General features: G+C 63.2%; 12 protein-coding genes. 5 read left to right on the forward strand and 7 right to left on the reverse strand.

The annotated features are described in order from the left end of the window. Nucleotides 1-408: 408 nt before the first annotated feature. Nucleotides 409-1,035 (reverse strand): DnaJ domain-containing protein, encoded by a 627-nt coding sequence (locus TRIHO_RS06455; protein WP_068241415.1) that lies wholly within the window; start codon nucleotides 1,033-1,035, stop codon nucleotides 409-411. Between the two features lie 117 nt (nucleotides 1,036-1,152). On the opposite strand from TRIHO_RS06455, the gene TRIHO_RS06460 reads away from it, so the two are divergent. After that, entirely contained in the window at nucleotides 1,153-1,407 is a 255-nt protein-coding gene (locus tag TRIHO_RS06460) for a BolA family protein (protein WP_068241416.1), read from the forward strand. A gap of 142 nt (nucleotides 1,408-1,549) precedes the next feature. Here the strand turns inward: TRIHO_RS06460 and TRIHO_RS06465 are convergent, their stop codons facing one another. From TRIHO_RS06465 to gatB, 3 genes are all read right to left on the reverse strand, one after another. Continuing rightward, the gene (locus TRIHO_RS06465) at nucleotides 1,550-2,140 is read right to left on the reverse strand and encodes a DUF4177 domain-containing protein (protein ID WP_068241418.1); all 591 of its coding nucleotides are present in this window, start codon (nucleotides 2,138-2,140) and stop codon (nucleotides 1,550-1,552) included. Between the two features lie 76 nt (nucleotides 2,141-2,216). Beyond that, complete coding sequence (gene pepT, locus TRIHO_RS06470) at nucleotides 2,217-3,461, reverse strand: peptidase T (RefSeq protein WP_068241420.1); 1,245 nt, start codon at nucleotides 3,459-3,461, stop codon at nucleotides 2,217-2,219. Nucleotides 3,462-3,735: 274 nt separating this feature from the next. Then, nucleotides 3,736-5,244, reverse strand: coding sequence for an Asp-tRNA(Asn)/Glu-tRNA(Gln) amidotransferase subunit GatB (gene gatB / locus TRIHO_RS06475; protein WP_068241423.1), 1,509 nt, complete (start codon nucleotides 5,242-5,244; stop codon nucleotides 3,736-3,738). Nucleotides 5,245-5,474: 230 nt separating this feature from the next. Here gatB and TRIHO_RS06480 point away from each other — a divergent pair, with 230 nt between their 5' ends. Continuing rightward, nucleotides 5,475-7,802 carry a Tex family protein gene (locus TRIHO_RS06480; RefSeq protein WP_068241569.1) on the forward strand — a complete coding sequence of 776 codons (2,328 nt, stop codon included), beginning with the start codon at nucleotides 5,475-5,477 and terminating at the stop codon, nucleotides 7,800-7,802. A 193-nt stretch (nucleotides 7,803-7,995) separates the two neighbouring features. Here TRIHO_RS06480 and TRIHO_RS06485 read toward each other — a convergent pair whose 3' ends face one another. The 3 genes from TRIHO_RS06485 to pepN all read right to left on the reverse strand — a co-directional run bounded on the left by TRIHO_RS06485 (nucleotide 7,996) and on the right by pepN (nucleotide 12,564). Next, nucleotides 7,996-9,366, reverse strand: coding sequence for a hypothetical protein (locus TRIHO_RS06485; protein ID WP_068241424.1), 1,371 nt, complete (start codon nucleotides 9,364-9,366; stop codon nucleotides 7,996-7,998). A gap of 182 nt (nucleotides 9,367-9,548) precedes the next feature. Then, nucleotides 9,549-10,007, reverse strand: a complete 459-nt coding sequence (locus TRIHO_RS06490; protein WP_068241427.1) for a hypothetical protein — start codon at nucleotides 10,005-10,007, stop codon at nucleotides 9,549-9,551. Further along, nucleotides 10,000-12,564, reverse strand: a complete 2,565-nt coding sequence (gene pepN, locus TRIHO_RS06495) for an aminopeptidase N (protein WP_068241429.1) — start codon at nucleotides 12,562-12,564, stop codon at nucleotides 10,000-10,002. Before pepN ends, TRIHO_RS06490 begins: the two co-directional genes overlap by 8 nt. Before the next feature lie 123 nt (nucleotides 12,565-12,687). On the opposite strand from pepN, the gene TRIHO_RS06500 reads away from it, so the two are divergent. The 3 genes from TRIHO_RS06500 (at nucleotide 12,688) to TRIHO_RS06510 (ending at nucleotide 15,504) form a co-directional block, all read left to right on the forward strand. After that, entirely contained in the window at nucleotides 12,688-12,900 is a 213-nt protein-coding gene (locus TRIHO_RS06500; RefSeq protein WP_068241431.1) for a hypothetical protein, read from the forward strand. A gap of 88 nt (nucleotides 12,901-12,988) precedes the next feature. Further along, entirely contained in the window at nucleotides 12,989-13,201 is a 213-nt protein-coding gene (locus TRIHO_RS06505) for a hypothetical protein (protein WP_068241433.1), read from the forward strand. 179 nt (nucleotides 13,202-13,380) lie between these two features. Then, nucleotides 13,381-15,504, forward strand: coding sequence for a malate synthase G (locus TRIHO_RS06510; RefSeq protein WP_068241435.1), 2,124 nt, complete (start codon nucleotides 13,381-13,383; stop codon nucleotides 15,502-15,504). Nucleotides 15,505-15,522: the final 18 nt, after the last annotated feature.

A 15,522-nucleotide genomic window follows, 5' to 3' on the forward strand; every position in this document is an offset into this window, starting at 1 on the left:
GGTGGGCCTTCCTGGCGTCGCCGCCAGGGCGTTCCCATCGCCTACCAAGTCTGTGTAACAGGAATGCAGCGCAAAGGTTCTATGGGGCGCATGGGAACGGTGCCGGGCAATGTGACAGCCGCGTCTGTTCCGTGCTTGGCTGGAAAAATGCAGGAGGCGGGCGCGGGGGACAGCGTTGCGGGGCGAACCTGGGTTGTTGAACCTGGCCTGTTGACCCTCATCTGTCGAACCAGGCTTTTCGTGTGGCCCGTCGGGCTGGCCTGTCAGTTGTGCCCGTCGGGCTGGCCTGTCGATCTAGCCTGAGGGCCGCCGATCAGTCCGACCTGCGGGTTCTGGCTGTCGTTTCTGCGGCACGCCGGAGGCGCCGCAGAAAAATGTATCCTTGCCCGGAAGGGCTGCGCCGGGGGGTTATTTGAAGCTGCGGCTGTCCTTGACCTGATCCCAGGCCCACATGACTTCCTGCAGTTGCTCTTCCTGGCTGCGATCGCCGCCGTTCATGTCGGGGTGCAGAACCTTGATGAGCTTTTTGTAGGCCTTGCGGATGTCGGCCTTGGACCAATCATCCTTGGCTTCGAGAATTTCCAGCGCCCGGCGTTCGGTGGGCGGCAGGCGGCGGCCGGCGGCCTGACCGTTCTTGCCGGGGTTCTTGGTTGCATTGGCGCCAAGCACCTGATGCGGATCCTCGATGCCGAGGCGGGCCCAGGCGCGGGCTTCGGGATCGCCCAGCGGTTTGGTCTGGCGTTCCCAGACCTTGTCCTTGGAGGCCTGCGCATTGATTTCGGCCTCGGTGGTGCCTTCAAAGAAGTTCCACTTCTGATTGTACTCGCGTACGTGCTGCTGACAGAACCAGAAAAAATCATCCAGCACATCGGGGGCCTTGGGGGCGCGATACTTGCCGGCCTCTTCACAGCCCTCATGGTCGCAGAGGCGCACCGAGGTTTCGGAGGCACCGGACATGCTGCGCCGCCCCCGCGGATTCTTCTTTTTCGCGGAGCGGATCGACATATCGAATCCAAAGGGATCGGATTTGGTCATTCGGGAGCACCTTCTAGACGCATCTGTTCGACTCGGAGGCAGCAGGATAGTCTAACGGTCGCGAGATAAAAGGGGGGCGAGCACAGTTTTATGAACAACAGGCGGAGTGATGCTATTATGAGCGTGAGAGCAGAGATCGAAACGACCCTTCGGGAGGCGTTCCAACCCAGCCGTCTGGAGGTCGTTGACGACAGCGACAGCCATCTGGGCCATGCAGGCCATGACGGGCAGGGGGAGAGCCATTTCAATGTATTGATCCGGGCGAAGGCCTTTGCCGGGCAGAGCCGGGTGGCGCAACATCGCGCCGTTCACAAGGCATTGGGCGATATTGTGCCACGCATTCATGCCCTGGCTTTGGATATTGGTACCTGAGTTTTGCGCATTGGCGCCGTGTTGGCCCAATGTTTGCCCCGTGTTGCCCCCGTGAGGGGGCCAGTGAACGGGCCCCGGGGCCCCCTCCTACGGGTCCGCCGGGGCGCCGTGGCTCGTGTGCTGGTGCCGCGTGTCGTCAGGATCAGTCCTGTGGCTTGCCTCGGCTGGCCCGCGCCTTGAGCGCGGCGGTCAGGCCGGAGACCGGGCTGAGTTCCTCGACCCCATCGTCGGCGACCATCCGCCGGGCGCCGGGCCCGGGCACGGGGATCGCTTCGGGCGGTGCGTCCGGGTCGCCGGCGGTAGCGGTCAGGGGCGCGGGGCCGGTTGCGGGCCGGGTGCTGGGGGCCGCGACAAAGGTCGAGGCGGCGATCAGTTCCGCCTCGGGCGCGGGTTTGAAATCGGTGGCCACGGCCGCGACCGGCGTGTCTGTGGCCTGCGCGGCACTGGCCGTGGCGTCTGGCGTTGGCGCTGTCTGGCCGATGTCGGCATCCGTCGGCGCGGCAACCAAGCGGCGGAACACCAGGAGGTTGCGCCAGGTCGTTTTGGTGCCGGTCAGCCCGGCGCGTTCCTCGGCGGGCAGCATTTCAGCGCGCTGAAATTCCCAGCCCTCGGCGGCCATTTCGTTCAGCACCCCTTCGATCCCATTGGCAAAGCGCGCCTCGGGCGTCTTGACGCCGCGGGCCTTTTTGCCGCGGCTGGGGGCGGGCATGACCTTGTATTCGTAGTTCTGCATCAGTTGTTCCTATGCGGCCCACGCCTGCAGTCTAGCAGATGTGCGGGACAGAGAGAAATGAGACCAGGGACAGATATCACTTTGGCGTTGCGGCCGCACGGGCGGCCAGCCTCAGACACATCTGCGTCGCCAGCGACATATCCTGAACCGAGATCCACTCCAAGGGGCCATGGATGCATTGCATGCCGGTAAAGATATTCGGCGTCGGGGTGCCGAATTCGGTCAGGCGGGAGCCATCGGTGCCGCCCCGGATCGGGACTGAGACCGGCGTCACCCCAAGGTCGCGGCAGGCGTCACGCGCGAGATCGACCGGGGTCATGTCGGTTTCCAGCCAGTAGCGCATATTGCGATATTGGTGGGAGATCTCGCAGGTGATTTCGGCCCGGGGTTCGGTGGCGGCGACGGCGGCGCAGACTGCGCGCAGCAGGGTGCCCTTGGCCTCCAGCCCGACCCGTTCGAAATCGCGCAGGATGAAGCGGATCTCCATTTCGGAGGAGCCACCCTGCATGTCCGTGGCGTGGATGAAGCCGTCGCGTCCGTCGGTGGTTTCCGGTGTCATCGTCGCCTGCGGCAAGATCTGGATGATTTTCGACGCCAGATGGATCGCGTTGACCATCCTGCCCTTGGCAAAGCCGGGATGGATCGACACGCCGGTGATCCTGACGATGGCGCGGTCGGCGGAGAAGCTCTCGTATTCGATCTCGCCGACTTTGCCGCCATCCAATGTGTAGGCGAAATCCGCGCCAAGGTCCTGTTCCAGCTGTGGTTGCACGCCCCGGCCGATTTCCTCGTCCGGGGTGAAGGCGATGCGGATTGGCGGCCGGGGGGCGTCGGGGTTTTGCAGCAGGTGCTCGGCCATGGTCATGAGGATCGCAACGCCCGCCTTGTCATCGGCGCCCAGCAGCGTTGTGCCGGAGGCGGTGATCAGATCGTGGCCGATCTTTTCTGCCAGATAGGGGTGATCATCGGGCGAGAGCACCAGATCGGGATCATCGGGAAAGGTGATGTCGCCGCCGTTGTAGCCCTTGATGACGCGGGGTTTGACACCGGTGGCGTTGAACTGCGGGGCGGTATCCACATGGGCGAGAAAGCCCACGGTGGGGGCTTGTACGGTGCCGGGAATGGTCGCCAGCACGACGCCGTAATCGGTCAGCTGCACCTCCTGCGCGCCGATCGCAGTCAATTCGTCGCGCAAGAGGTTGAGCATGTCGAACTGGATCTGGGTGCTGGGCGCGGTGGGCGAGGTTTCATCGCTCTGGCTGTCGATGGCGGCATAGCGGGTGAGGCGGGTTTCGAGGGCGGCGTTGAAGTCGGTCGACATGGGAGGGCTCCTGCTGTTGGCGGCAACATCGCGGAGCGGGGCGGGGAGGTCAAGCGCCCTTGCCAGCCGTAGAGATCTGATGGGGGAAGACCGTTCGGGTCGGAGCGGGGCGCGGTCGGGGTGGCGCGGTTGGAGGCGATCCTGCTACGTGTGCAACCGCCGACAGAATACAAGAATCGCACCGTCTCGTGTGACGAAAAAGGCGGCCCAATCGGCCGCCCTCTTTCAATTTATCTACTCCGAGACATCTACCCCGAGACATCTGTTCCGAGCCTCAGCCCAGTTTCGCGGCCACCAGCTCGTTCACAGCCTTGGGATTGGCCTTGCCGCCGGTGGCTTTCATCACCTGACCGACGAACCAGCCCGCGAGTTTCGGGTTCTGTTTCGCCTTTTCCACCTGGGCCGGGTTGGCGGCGATGATTTCGTCCAGCGCGGCCTCGATGGCGCCGGTGTCTGTCATCTGCTTCATGCCGCGCGCTTCGACGATCTGCGCCGGGTCGCCGCCCTCGGTATAGACGATCTCAAAAAGATCCTTGGCGATCTTGCCGGAGATGGCGTCGGAGGCGATCAGGTCGATCACGCCGCCGAGTTGCGCCGGGGTGACCGGGCTGTCGGAGATGTCGCATTCGTCTTTTTTCAGGCGACCGAAAAGTTCATTGATGACCCAGTTTGCCGCCAGCTTGCCATTGCGGCCCTCGGCCACGGCGTCAAAGTAATTGGCGCTTTCGACATCGGCGGTCAGCACGGAGGCGTCATAGTCGGTCAGGCCGAAATCCTTGATGAAGCGCGCCTTTTTGTCGTCAGGCAGCTCGGGCAGGTTGGCCTTGATGTCGTCCACCCAGGCCTGTTCGATCTCCAGCGGCAGCAGGTCAGGGTCGGGGAAGTAGCGGTAGTCATGCGCCTCTTCCTTGGACCTCTGGGTGCGGGTCTCGCCCTTGACCGGGTCAAAGCCGCGGGTTTCCTGATCCACTTCGCCGCCGGCCTCGAGAATGGCGATCTGGCGACGCGCCTCGACCTCGATGGCCTGCTGGATAAAGCGGGTGGAGTTCATGTTCTTGATTTCGCAGCGCGTGCCCAGATGGCCAAAGTCGCCGGTCTCGCGATAGCGTTCGTAGGCGCCGGGGCGGCAGACCGATACGTTGACATCGGCGCGCAGGTTGCCGTTTTGCATGTCGCCGTCACAGGTGCCGAGATAGCGCATGATCTGGCGCAGTTTGAGGATATAGGCGGCGGCTTCTTCGGGGCTGCGGATGTCGGGCCGCGAGACGATCTCCATTAGGCAGACGCCGGCGCGGTTGAGATCGACAAAGGACATTTCGGGATCCATGTCGTGAATGGACTTGCCTGCGTCCTGTTCCATATGGATGCGTTCGACGCGCACTGGCCGCGCGGTGCCGTCGCCCAGTTCCACCAGCACTTCGCCTTCGCCGACGATGGGATGATACAACTGACTGATCTGATAGCCCGCAGGCTGATCGGGGTAGAAGTAGTTCTTGCGGTCGAAGGCCGATTTTAGGTGAATTTCGGCCTTGAGGCCGAGCCCGGTGCGCACCGCTTGTTCGACGCAATAATCGTTGATCACGGGCAGCATGCCGGGCATGGCCGCGTCCACGAAGGCGACGTTGGAGTTTGGCTCGGCGCCGAATTGGGTCGAGGCGCCAGAGAACAGCTTGGCATTGGAGCTGACCTGGGCATGCACCTCCATGCCGATGACCAGTTCCCAGTCATGCTTGGCGCCCGCGATCACCTTGGGCTTGGGGAGTTCATATGTCAGGTCGAGCATCAGGCGGCCCTTCTTGCGGTTGATCCATGTGTTAGAAGGCGTTCTAGGCGGCTGCGGGCACAGGAGCAAGGGGGCAATGGGGTTTGCCGGGTGTCGCGGAGGGATGCCGGCGACGCGATGCCCTCTTGGCGGGCGTCGCAGGCCCCGGTATGACAGATGTCCCGGTGCGCGATGGTGCCGGAGGAATTCTGACAGGAGACCTTTCCTTGGACATCACGCCCCAGACCCAAATGCGCATTGCCCAGACCATTGCAGGTGAAATCAATGCCAGCGCCAAACAAGTGAGTGCGGCCGTGGCGTTGCTGGATGAAGGCGCGACGGTGCCCTTTGTGGCGCGCTACCGCAAAGAGGCGACCGGGGGGCTGGATGACACCCAGCTGCGCACCCTGGCGGACCGGCTGGACTACCTGCGGGAGATGGAAAAACGCCGGGTGGCGATCGTCGAATCAATCCGGTCGCAGGACATGCTGACCGATGATTTGGCCCGCTCCATCGCCCAGGCGGAGACCAAGGCGCAGCTGGAAGATATCTATCTGCCGTTCAAACCCAAGCGCCGGACCAAGGCGATGATCGCCCGCGAAAACGGGTTGGAGCCACTGCTGGAGGCGATTCTGGCGGATCGCACTTGCGACCCCGAGGCACTGGCCGGGGGGTATCTGAGCGAGGCGGTGCCCGGCACTAAAGAGGCGCTGAACGGCGCGCGTGACATCCTGACGGAACGGTTGTGCGAGAACGCCACCCTGCTGGGCCGGCTGCGGGATTACCTGCAAAGCGAGGCGGTGCTGACGGCCAAGGTCGTGGAGGGCAAGGAACAGGCAGGGGCGAAGTTTTCTGACTATTTCGCCCATTCAGAGGCCTGGAAATCGGTGCCGTCGCACCGGGCCCTGGCGATGCTGCGCGGATCGAACGAAGGCATCCTGACGCTGGATGTGTCGCCTCCCGGCGAAGAGGGTGTGACCCGCGCCGAGGAAATGGTCGCGGCGGTGCTGGAGGTGCGCGGGCAGGGTGGTGGCGACAAATGGCTGCGCAAGGTCGCAGGCTGGACCTGGCGGGTGAAATTGTCGTTGTCGATGATGCTGGAGCTGATGGCGGATCTGCGCGGCCGGGCGCAGGAAGATGCGATCAACGTTTTTGCCCGCAACCTCAAGGACCTGCTTTTTGCCGCGCCAGCCGGTGCGCGACCGACCCTCGGGCTGGATCCGGGCATTCGCACCGGCGTCAAGGCGGCAGTGGTCGATGCCACCGGGAAACTGGTGGCCACCGAGACCCTGTACCCGTTTCAGCCGAAGAACGATCTGCGCGGCGCGCAGGTTGCCATCGCCAAGCTGATCGCGGCCCATGGGGTGGAACTGATTGCCATCGGCAACGGCACCGCCAGCCGCGAAACAGAGCGGATGGTGGCGGAGGTGCTGAAGGGACTGCCGGCCAAGATCAAGACCCCGACCAAGGTTGTCGTCTCCGAAGCCGGTGCCTCGGTCTATTCGGCGTCCGAGCTGGCGGCGCGGGAATTTCCCGATCTGGATGTGTCCTTGCGCGGTGCGGTCTCTATCGCGCGGCGTCTGCAGGATCCGTTGGCGGAACTGGTTAAGATCGAACCCAAGAGCATCGGCGTCGGGCAATATCAGCATGACGTCGACCAGCACAAACTTTCGAAATCGCTGGAAGCGGTGATCGAGGATGTGGTGAACGCGGTCGGTGTGGACCTCAACATGGCCTCCGCGCCGCTCCTCAGCCATGTGTCGGGGCTTGGGCCCGGTCTGGCGGAGGCGGTGGTGTCGCACCGGGATCAGAATGGCGCCTTTGCCTCGCGCCGCGACTTGTTGAAAGTGGCGCGGCTGGGACCGAAGGCATTTGAGCAATGCGCGGGCTTTTTGCGCATCCAGGGTGGCAAGGAACCGCTGGATGCGTCGGCTGTGCACCCGGAAAGCTATGGCGTGGCGCGCAAAATCGTGGCCTCCTGCGGGCGTGACATTCGCCAGATCATGGGCGATGCGACGGCGCTGAAATCACTGCGGGCCGAGGATTTCGTCGAGGCGGAGGTCGGCCTGCCGACGGTGCGCGATATTTTTGCCGAACTGGAAAAACCCGGCCGTGATCCGCGTCCCAGTTTTGTCACCGCGTCCTTTGCCGAGGGGGTCGAGCAGATTTCGGACCTGAAGCCGGGGATGGTGCTTGAGGGCACGGTGACCAATGTCGCGGCCTTTGGCGCCTTTGTGGACATTGGTGTGCATCAGGACGGTCTGGTCCATGTCAGCCAATTGGCGGATCGCTTTGTAAAGGATCCGCATGAGGTGGTGAAAACGGGTCAGGTGGTCAAGGTCACGGTGGTCGAGGTCGACGCGCCGCGCAAACGGATCGGGCTGACGATGAAAAAGGATGGCGGCGCTTCGGCCAAAGAAGAGCGCAATGCCCGCAGCGGTCCGCGTGAAGGCGCGCGGCCCAAGGGGGCCAATGCGCCGCGCGGCAAAGCCTCGGCAGCGCCGAAACGGCAGACGACGGGCGGGTCTGATACCGGTGCCCTGGGGGCGGCGCTGATGGATGCCTTCAAGAAAAAGTAAGCGCGCGCAGCCCCCCAAAGGGCGTGCCCTTGCGTCAGGTCGCACGGGCTGGCAGAGCGAAGGCCACCCACCGATTGAGAAAAAGACAGAGCGAAGAAGGGGACGTGATCGTCCCCTTCTTTGGTGTGCGGTGTCTGGGTTTGTCAGGGCCTGGCCGCGCGCTGTGGCAAAAACTTTGCGTCTCGTGCGGCGCTCAGGCCGGGAACAGCTCCGGGCCCGTTTCGGTGAAGACCACGCGCTGACCGGCCTCGATTTCGGTTCGGAACAGTTTTGCAATGGCCTGAAACGCGGCGTCTTTGCCACGTTCGGCGAATTGGCGAAGAGAGGCCACCTGGGCGTCGTTGTCAAAACCGGCCGCAGCATGGGCCCAGATCATCGGTTGCACCTCGCGCAGATGCTTGCGGATGAGCCAGTCTGCGGCCTCTGCGATGTCCTGGCGCAACCGGTTTGCCTCTGGGGTGGCGTGCGGGGCGCTGCGCAAGGAGATGCAGCAATAGGCCGAGAGCAGATTGATCCGGTCCTGATTGGGCGCGCGCTCGACAATATCGACAAAACCATCGACGAAGAATTGCGGGTCCACCAGGGCGCAGGCCGCATCAGACCGTGCCAGCACGTCAAAATAGACCCAAGTGTAACCGGCCTCGCCCCAATGATCCGTGGTCAGGACCGCGGCGCGGCGGGCTTCCAGCTCCAGCGCGGCCAGCCCTTCGGCGCCCTGCTCGGCCAGATGGGTGCCAAGCGCCCGCAGGTGGCGCGGGTTGGCAGGATCGAGCCGGATCAGGTCGAAATATTCATCCGCAATCCCGCGGACCTCGGCGGTGCGACCACCGCTGTAAAGGGCGCATTGGGCGGCTTGTTGAAACCGATGTTTCGCACCATCCACGGGGATCTGGGACAAAAGCGCCCGTGCGCGGCTGTGGTGGGCGGTTGCGCGTGCCTGCAGGTTGGCGGTTTGGGGCTCCTGGGGGCGGGCGCTGCTGCGCTGGAAGGCCCAGGAGATATCCAGATGCGCCAGGGCAACAACCGTGGACAGTACCGGGGAGCGCGCACAGTCCAGCCGAACCCGTTCCAGCGACATGATGCCGTCAAGCGTGACCTTGTCGGATAGGGCAACACCGGCCGACAGGGCGTGGTCCAGGGCATTGATCACATCCGCGCGTGCGCCATAGGCGATCAGATCTGCGATAGGCGCTCCGCCGGGCGTTGCATCGCCTGCTGCATCGGCGGCTGTGATCCGGTGCTCGACCTCGTCCCAGCGGTCCTGGCGGGCCAGATACTGTCCTTCTGCGATGGCTTTGTCCGAGGCGGCGTCCTCGGCGTTGGTCTCGACAACGGGGATCGACAGCACATCCTTGATCTGCAGCGGGGCATCCGGGTCCGGCAGGGGCGCCCCGGTTTGCCGTCGCAGCGCCGGCAGTGACAGCGGCAGGGAGGCGGGCAGCGATCGCGAAAGGCTCAGCGGCAAGGACAGACCACCGGCCGTGCGCAGCGGGGGCACCCGGTCCGATAGCTGGCGCAGTGCCTTTTTCAGTCCGGTTTTTGCCGAGAGTGCATGAATTGGCATCAGGAAGCCCCAGTCTTGTGTCGCAGTCCGACAACTGTCGGCAAGGTTTCGGGCGCAAACATGGCGCGCGGGGGGAGATTGACGGTTCAATTGCGGCTGTTGGGCTGCCAAAGGGGGCAAGAGCGCGGCATTGTGCCGAAGTGGCATGTAAATGCGGGACAGGCGGGCGGGATTGGACCCGCTTAGAGAACAGTAAAATGCTGTGTTTTCACCGGGATGCCATGCGAGCGCAGCGCAGATTCGAGTGCGGCGGCCTTGGGGGTGACATGCGGCGGGATGCGATGGTGGGTGCCAAGGCGACTGTGCACCGTCGCCCGGATCGAAAAATCCCAGCGTGTGACCAGCAGCACATGGTCGATTTCCGGCACGGCAAACTCCGCCGTGCTGCGTGGGCACTGCCAGCGCAGGCTGTGGTCGTCGATCACAAGCCAGGCGACGGGATTGCGCCACAGCTCCCACAGGGCGGGCAGTGTCGGCAATGCCAGAATAACCAAGGTCCAGCCCCGGGCGTGAAATATCGCCCAGAGGGCCACCAGCGCGAGGAGCCAGAGGGCAAGCCCGATCAGTGCGCCCCTTGTGCGCGCGTCCCGGTGATACCGGAACGCGTGGGCAGGCGGGCGCGTTGGCGCCGGATCAGGCATCGAGGATGCGGCTGACCATCTCGTTGGTGTCCCGGCTCAGACCAGCGGTGGCCTTGATCCGCGACAATTCCGACCGGATCAGATCTTGCCGTGCATCGTCATAGCGTTTCCAGGTCTGAAAGGAGGTGCACATGCGGGCCGTGGTCTGCGGGTTCAGCGCATCCAGGGCGATCAACTGGTCGGCCAGCAGCCGGTAGCCGCTGCCGTCCGCCTGGTGAAAGCCCGCGTGGTTCATCGACAGGGCGCCCAGGACAGCGCGGAACCGGTTGGGGTTGGTCATGGTGAACAGCGGATGCCCGGTCAGCTCTTGCGCCACCGCAGGCGCGCGGTCGGGACGTGCGGTGGCGACCTTCAGCGCGAACCATTTGTCCATCACCAGACGGTCGTGCTGCCACTGCTCGAAGAAGGCGCGGCTTTGCGTCTCGCCTTTTTCGGCCGTCAGCAGACAGGCCAACGCGGTGCTTTGCACGGTCATGTTGTCGGCCTGTTCGAATTGCTGGGCTGCGGCCTCGCCACCGTCGATACGCGTCAGAAGGCTGAGAATGCGACTGTTGAGCGCCCTGAGGCCGGTGCTTTTGGCATCGGGTTGATAGGGGCCATCCACCAGAGTGGCAGCAAAGAGCCGGGGCAGGCTGTCCGACAGGGTTTGTGCAAGGGTCTGGGCAAAGGTCTCGGCGGCATCGTGGATCGCCTCCGGGTCCGGGGATACGCCCTGATCTGCCAGCGCCTGGGCGATCTCGCTCTCGCTTGGCGGTGCCAGAACCAACGCGCGAAAGGCGGGGTCGAGGGTGTCGTCGCGCACCAGCAGGCTCAGCGCATCGAGGTAGTCGCGATCCGGGCTGGCGCCGTCCCTGACCATGGCGATCCGGGCCGACTTGGCCAATTCGCGCCCGGCGTCCCATCGGTTGAACGGATCGGTGTCATGGGCCAGCAGGAACGCGCGTTCCTGTGTCGAGGTGTCCCGTTGCAGGATCACGGGCGCGGAGAAATCGCGCAGGATCGAGGGGATCGGTTTACCGCTCAGCCCCTCGAAGACAAAGCTCTGTTCGGCTTGGGTCATTTCCAGCACCGTGGTGGGCACGACTTCTGTGCCATCGGGCGACAGCAAGCCAACGGCAATGGGAATGAGTTTTGGGTCCTTGTCCGGCTGGCCCGGGGTGGGCGGTGTGGTCTGACGGAAGGTCAGCGTATAGGTGCCGTTTTCGAATTGCTCCTCGACCTTGAGGCGCGGGGTGCCTGCCTGACTGTACCAATTTTTGAACTGGGTCAGATCGCGCCCGGTGGAGTCCTCAAAGACCGTCAGCCAATCCTCGATGGTGCAGGCCTGGCCGTCGTGGCGATCAAAGTAGAGATCAAGCGCCTTGTAGTAGGCCGCGTCCCCGACCAGCCGTTTCAGCATGCCGATCACCTCGGCGCCTTTTTCATAGACGGTGGCGGTGTAGAAGTTGTTGATCTCCTGGAACGCCTCGGGGCGGACCGGATGAGCGAGGGGGCCGTTGTCCTCGGGGAACTGACGGGCGCGCAAATCAATCGCGTCCTCGATCCGTTTCACCGGGGCAGAGCGCATGTCGGCGGTAAACTGGGCGTCACGATAGACGGTCAGACCCTCTTTCAGGCAGAGCTGGAACCAGTCGCGACAGGTGATCCGGTTGCCGGTCCAGTTGTGAAAATACTCATGGGCGATAATCGCCTCAATTCTCTCAAAATTGGAATCGGTTGAGGTTTCGGGGCTTGCGAGGACGCAGGAAGAGTTGAAAATGTTCAAGCCCTTGTTCTCCATCGCGCCCATGTTGAAGTCATCGACGGCGACGATATTGAACACATCCAGGTCATATTCTCGGCCATAGACCTGTTCGTCCCAGCGCATTGATTTCTTGAGCGCCTCCATGCCGAAATCGCATTTGCCCTCATCGCCCGGGCGCACCCAGATGTTGAGCAGGACATCCTTGCCGGATTGGGTTGTCATCCGGTCGGAGTGGTTCACCAGGTCGCCCGCTACGAGGGCGAAGAGGTACGCCGGTTTCGGCCAGGGATCGTGCCATTCGGCAAAGCCCGCGCCCGCATCAACCGGGTTGCCGTTGGACAGCAGGACCTTTTCGTCGCCCTCGATGCGGACGCTGAAAACACTCATGACATCCGGGCGGTCGGGATAATAGGTGATCTTGCGAAAGCCCTCGGCCTCGCATTGGGTGCAATACATGCCGTTGGACATATAAAGCCCCTCGAGCGCGGTATTGGCCCGCGGGTTGATTTCGACCTCGGATTCCCAGACGAAACGCTGGTCCGGCACCGCACAGGTCAGGCCAGTGTCGGTGACCTCGGGCGTGACAGGGGCACCGTCGATCCGGGCCGAGATCAGCGAGAGCTGTTCGCCGTGCAGGAAGAACCGGCGGTCCGCGGCGTCGGGTTTGGGCACAAATGTGATCCTGGACAGAACCCGCGTCGCCTCCGGTGCGAGCCGGAAGGTCAGCTCTACCTGCGCCACGTCAAAACCAAACGGCGTGTAGTCCTTGAGGTAAAATGTCTCGGGCTGAGAAGCGGGGGCGGCGTCCTTCATAAGAGCATCCTTCGAGATTTCTTGGAACCTGCGCCGGGGCGCGTGCGTATACCTCATAGACGTATGCAACCGGGAGCAGTGGGGCAAGCGCCCTTCGTTCCCCTGTTTCGAAAGGAGCGGACCATGTCCGAGGCTGATACACCGATGACCACCCGGAGAGAGGTGCGTCAACGCAAACGTGGATTGTACTGGGCCGTGGCCATCCTGGGGCTGGCGGTGCTGGGACTGGCGCTGTTTGGGTTCGCGGATGAGTTGATTGATGAGGACAGGCCCGCAGTCAGTCTTGAAGCGCCCTTGGCCGATGGCATCGAGGGCGGCGTGGGGGCTGGCGACTGATTGCGTCTTTCGGGCGCCCTTGGTCTGCATAAACGGATGATCGCGCCGTTGCCCGGTGCGGGGCTGCGGCACAAACAGGAGAAATGACATGAAGTTTTTGGATGTCCCGGTCGATGTTGAGCAACTGGTCCAGCACGCCTCCCGGCCGCAATTTGTCTGGGCGGCGGGCGCGGGCCTCGCTTTGTTCCTGCTGTCCCTGATACTGTTGATTGGCGGCAGGGGCGGGGATGCGGCGACAACCGTCGCGCTGCCCCCCAGCGCAGCAGACGTGCAGGCCGCGATCGCGCGTATGTCCAACTGAATGTGGTGGGACAAGGCCGCCCATGATCTGCGCCTGAAGCCAGAAGATCACAGCGATTGACTTGAAAAATTTGAAGCGCCTCTGTTCAAATTGGTAAAGTCATTTGACCAGTCTTGTTGCCGATAGGAAACTTTTGTTGTATCCACTCCGCAAAGCCCACGTTGTTCTGGAGGTGCACAATGCGCGAGATTGAGGGGATGCAGGTCGCATCCGAACTGGCCGATTTCATTGAAACCAAAGCCTTGCCGGGGACGGGTGTCAACGCGGATCGTTTTTGGGCCGGTCTTGCCGGGCTGGTGAATGGCATGGGCGATGAAAATCGCGCCCTTTTGCGCAAACGAGAAACGATCCAGGCACAGATCGACGCCTGGCATCAGGAACGGCGCGGGCAGCCCCATGATGCGGCGGCCTATAAGGCGTTCCTGCAGGAGATCGGCTATCTGGTGCCTGAAAATGGCGACTTTCAGATCGAAACGGCGGGCGTCGACCCTGAGATCGCAAACCTGCCCGGACCGCAGCTGGTGGTGCCGATCACCAACGCCCGCTTTGCACTGAACGCCGCCAATGCCCGCTGGGGCAGCCTGTATGATGCGCTTTATGGCACCGACGCGATGGGCGACCTGCCGAGCGGCAAAGGCTATGACGCGGCGCGCGGCGCGCGGGTGATTTCCTGGGGCCGAGCGTTCCTCGACGAGGTCTTCCCACTGGCAACCGGATCCTGGAGCGGGGTCGAATCGCTCGCGGTTGAGGCCGGAAATCTGCGCCCGACGCTGGCAAAGGTTGACCAATTTGCAGGCTATGTCGGTGATGCGGCGGCCCCCACACGGGTGATTTTGAAGAACAACGGCCTGCATGTGGTTCTGGAAATCGACCGCGCGGGCGCCATCGGCAGCACCGATACAGCGGGCATCAATGACATCACGCTGGAGTCGGCGCTGTCCACCATCATGGATTGCGAAGACTCGGTTGCCTGTGTCGATGCCGCGGACAAAGTCACAGCCTATTCAAACTGGCTGGGCCTGATGAAGCGTGACCTGGCCGAGGAGGTCACCAAGGGCGGCAAGAGCTTTACCCGCGTGCTGAACGGCGACGTCGATTTCACCACGCCCGCAGGCGAGGCCGCATCGCTCAAGGGGCGCTCGCTTCTGTTGATCCGCAATGTGGGCCATCTGATGACCAACCCGGCCGTTCTGGACAGCGCCGGGCGCGAGGCGGGCGAAGGGCTGCTGGATGCGATGATCACCGTGCTGATCGCGATGCATGATCTGCAATCCGAGGGCGGCAATTCGCTGCATGGATCGGTCTATGTGGTGAAGCCGAAGATGCACGGCCCTGATGAGGTCGCCTTTGCGGTGAAGATCTTCGATCATGTCGAGGATGCGCTGGGCCTGCCGCGCAATACGGTCAAGATTGGTATCATGGATGAGGAACGCCGCACCTCGGTGAACCTCAAGGAATGCATCCGCGCCGCGAAATCGCGCGTCGCTTTCATCAACACTGGGTTCCTTGATCGCACCGGTGACGAAATCCACACCGCGATGGAGGCCGGCCCGATGCTGCGCAAGGGGGAGATGAAGGGCACGCCCTGGATCGCCTCCTACGAGGATCGCAATGTCGATATCGGTCTGGCCTGTGGTCTTAAGGGGCGCGCCCAGATCGGCAAGGGCATGTGGGCAATGCCGGACCGCATGGGCGAGATGCTGGAGACCAAGATCGGCCATCCGAAATCCGGCGCCACCTGCGCCTGGGTGCCATCGCCAACGGCGGCGACCCTGCATGCCACGCATTACCACAAGGTGGATGTGTTGGCGCGTCAGGATGCGCTGAAGGCCGGCGGCCCGCGCGGCACGCTGGACGATCTGCTGACCATCCCGGTGATGGACGGGCAGAACCTGTCGGACGAGGACATTGCCCGCGAGATCGAAAACAACGCCCAAGGCATTCTTGGGTATGTGGTGCGCTGGGTCGACCAGGGTGTGGGCTGCTCCAAGGTGCCGGACATCAATGATGTGGGCCTGATGGAAGACCGCGCGACCTGCCGGATTTCGTCTCAGGCGCTGGCCAACTGGCTGCACCACGAGGTGGTGTCCGAGGCGCAGGTGATGGCCGCGATGAAAAAAATGGCGCAGGTTGTCGACGGCCAGAATGCCGCTGACCCGTCTTATCGCGCTATGGCTCCGGAGTTTGACGGAATTGCGTTTCAGGCCGCCTGTGATCTGGTGTTCAAGGGGCGCGTCCAACCTTCCGGCTATACCGAGCCGGTGTTGCATGCCCGTCGTCTCGAGTTGAAGGCACAAGGCTAAGTCGAAGTGGGGCCGGGG

Origin of the sequence: Tritonibacter horizontis, assembly GCF_001518015.1 — a bacterium.
GTDB lineage: Bacteria > Pseudomonadota > Alphaproteobacteria > Rhodobacterales > Rhodobacteraceae > Epibacterium > Epibacterium horizontis.

Coding starts and splice junctions, on each gene's coding strand:
- TRIHO_RS06455 (WP_068241415.1), bottom strand. CDS start 1,035: ATGACCAAATCCGATCCCTTTGGATTCGATATGTCGATCCGCTCCGCG.
- TRIHO_RS06460 (WP_068241416.1), top strand. CDS start 1,153: ATGAGCGTGAGAGCAGAGATCGAAACGACCCTTCGGGAGGCGTTCCAA.
- TRIHO_RS06465 (WP_068241418.1), bottom strand. CDS start 2,140: ATGCAGAACTACGAATACAAGGTCATGCCCGCCCCCAGCCGCGGCAAA.
- pepT (WP_068241420.1), bottom strand. CDS start 3,461: ATGTCGACCGACTTCAACGCCGCCCTCGAAACCCGCCTCACCCGCTAT.
- gatB (WP_068241423.1), bottom strand. CDS start 5,244: ATGCTCGACCTGACATATGAACTCCCCAAGCCCAAGGTGATCGCGGGC.
- TRIHO_RS06480 (WP_068241569.1), top strand. CDS start 5,475: ATGCGCATTGCCCAGACCATTGCAGGTGAAATCAATGCCAGCGCCAAA.
- TRIHO_RS06485 (WP_068241424.1), bottom strand. CDS start 9,366: ATGCCAATTCATGCACTCTCGGCAAAAACCGGACTGAAAAAGGCACTG.
- TRIHO_RS06490 (WP_068241427.1), bottom strand. CDS start 10,007: ATGCCTGATCCGGCGCCAACGCGCCCGCCTGCCCACGCGTTCCGGTAT.
- pepN (WP_068241429.1), bottom strand. CDS start 12,564: ATGAAGGACGCCGCCCCCGCTTCTCAGCCCGAGACATTTTACCTCAAG.
- TRIHO_RS06500 (WP_068241431.1), top strand. CDS start 12,688: ATGTCCGAGGCTGATACACCGATGACCACCCGGAGAGAGGTGCGTCAA.
- TRIHO_RS06505 (WP_068241433.1), top strand. CDS start 12,989: ATGAAGTTTTTGGATGTCCCGGTCGATGTTGAGCAACTGGTCCAGCAC.
- TRIHO_RS06510 (WP_068241435.1), top strand. CDS start 13,381: ATGCGCGAGATTGAGGGGATGCAGGTCGCATCCGAACTGGCCGATTTC.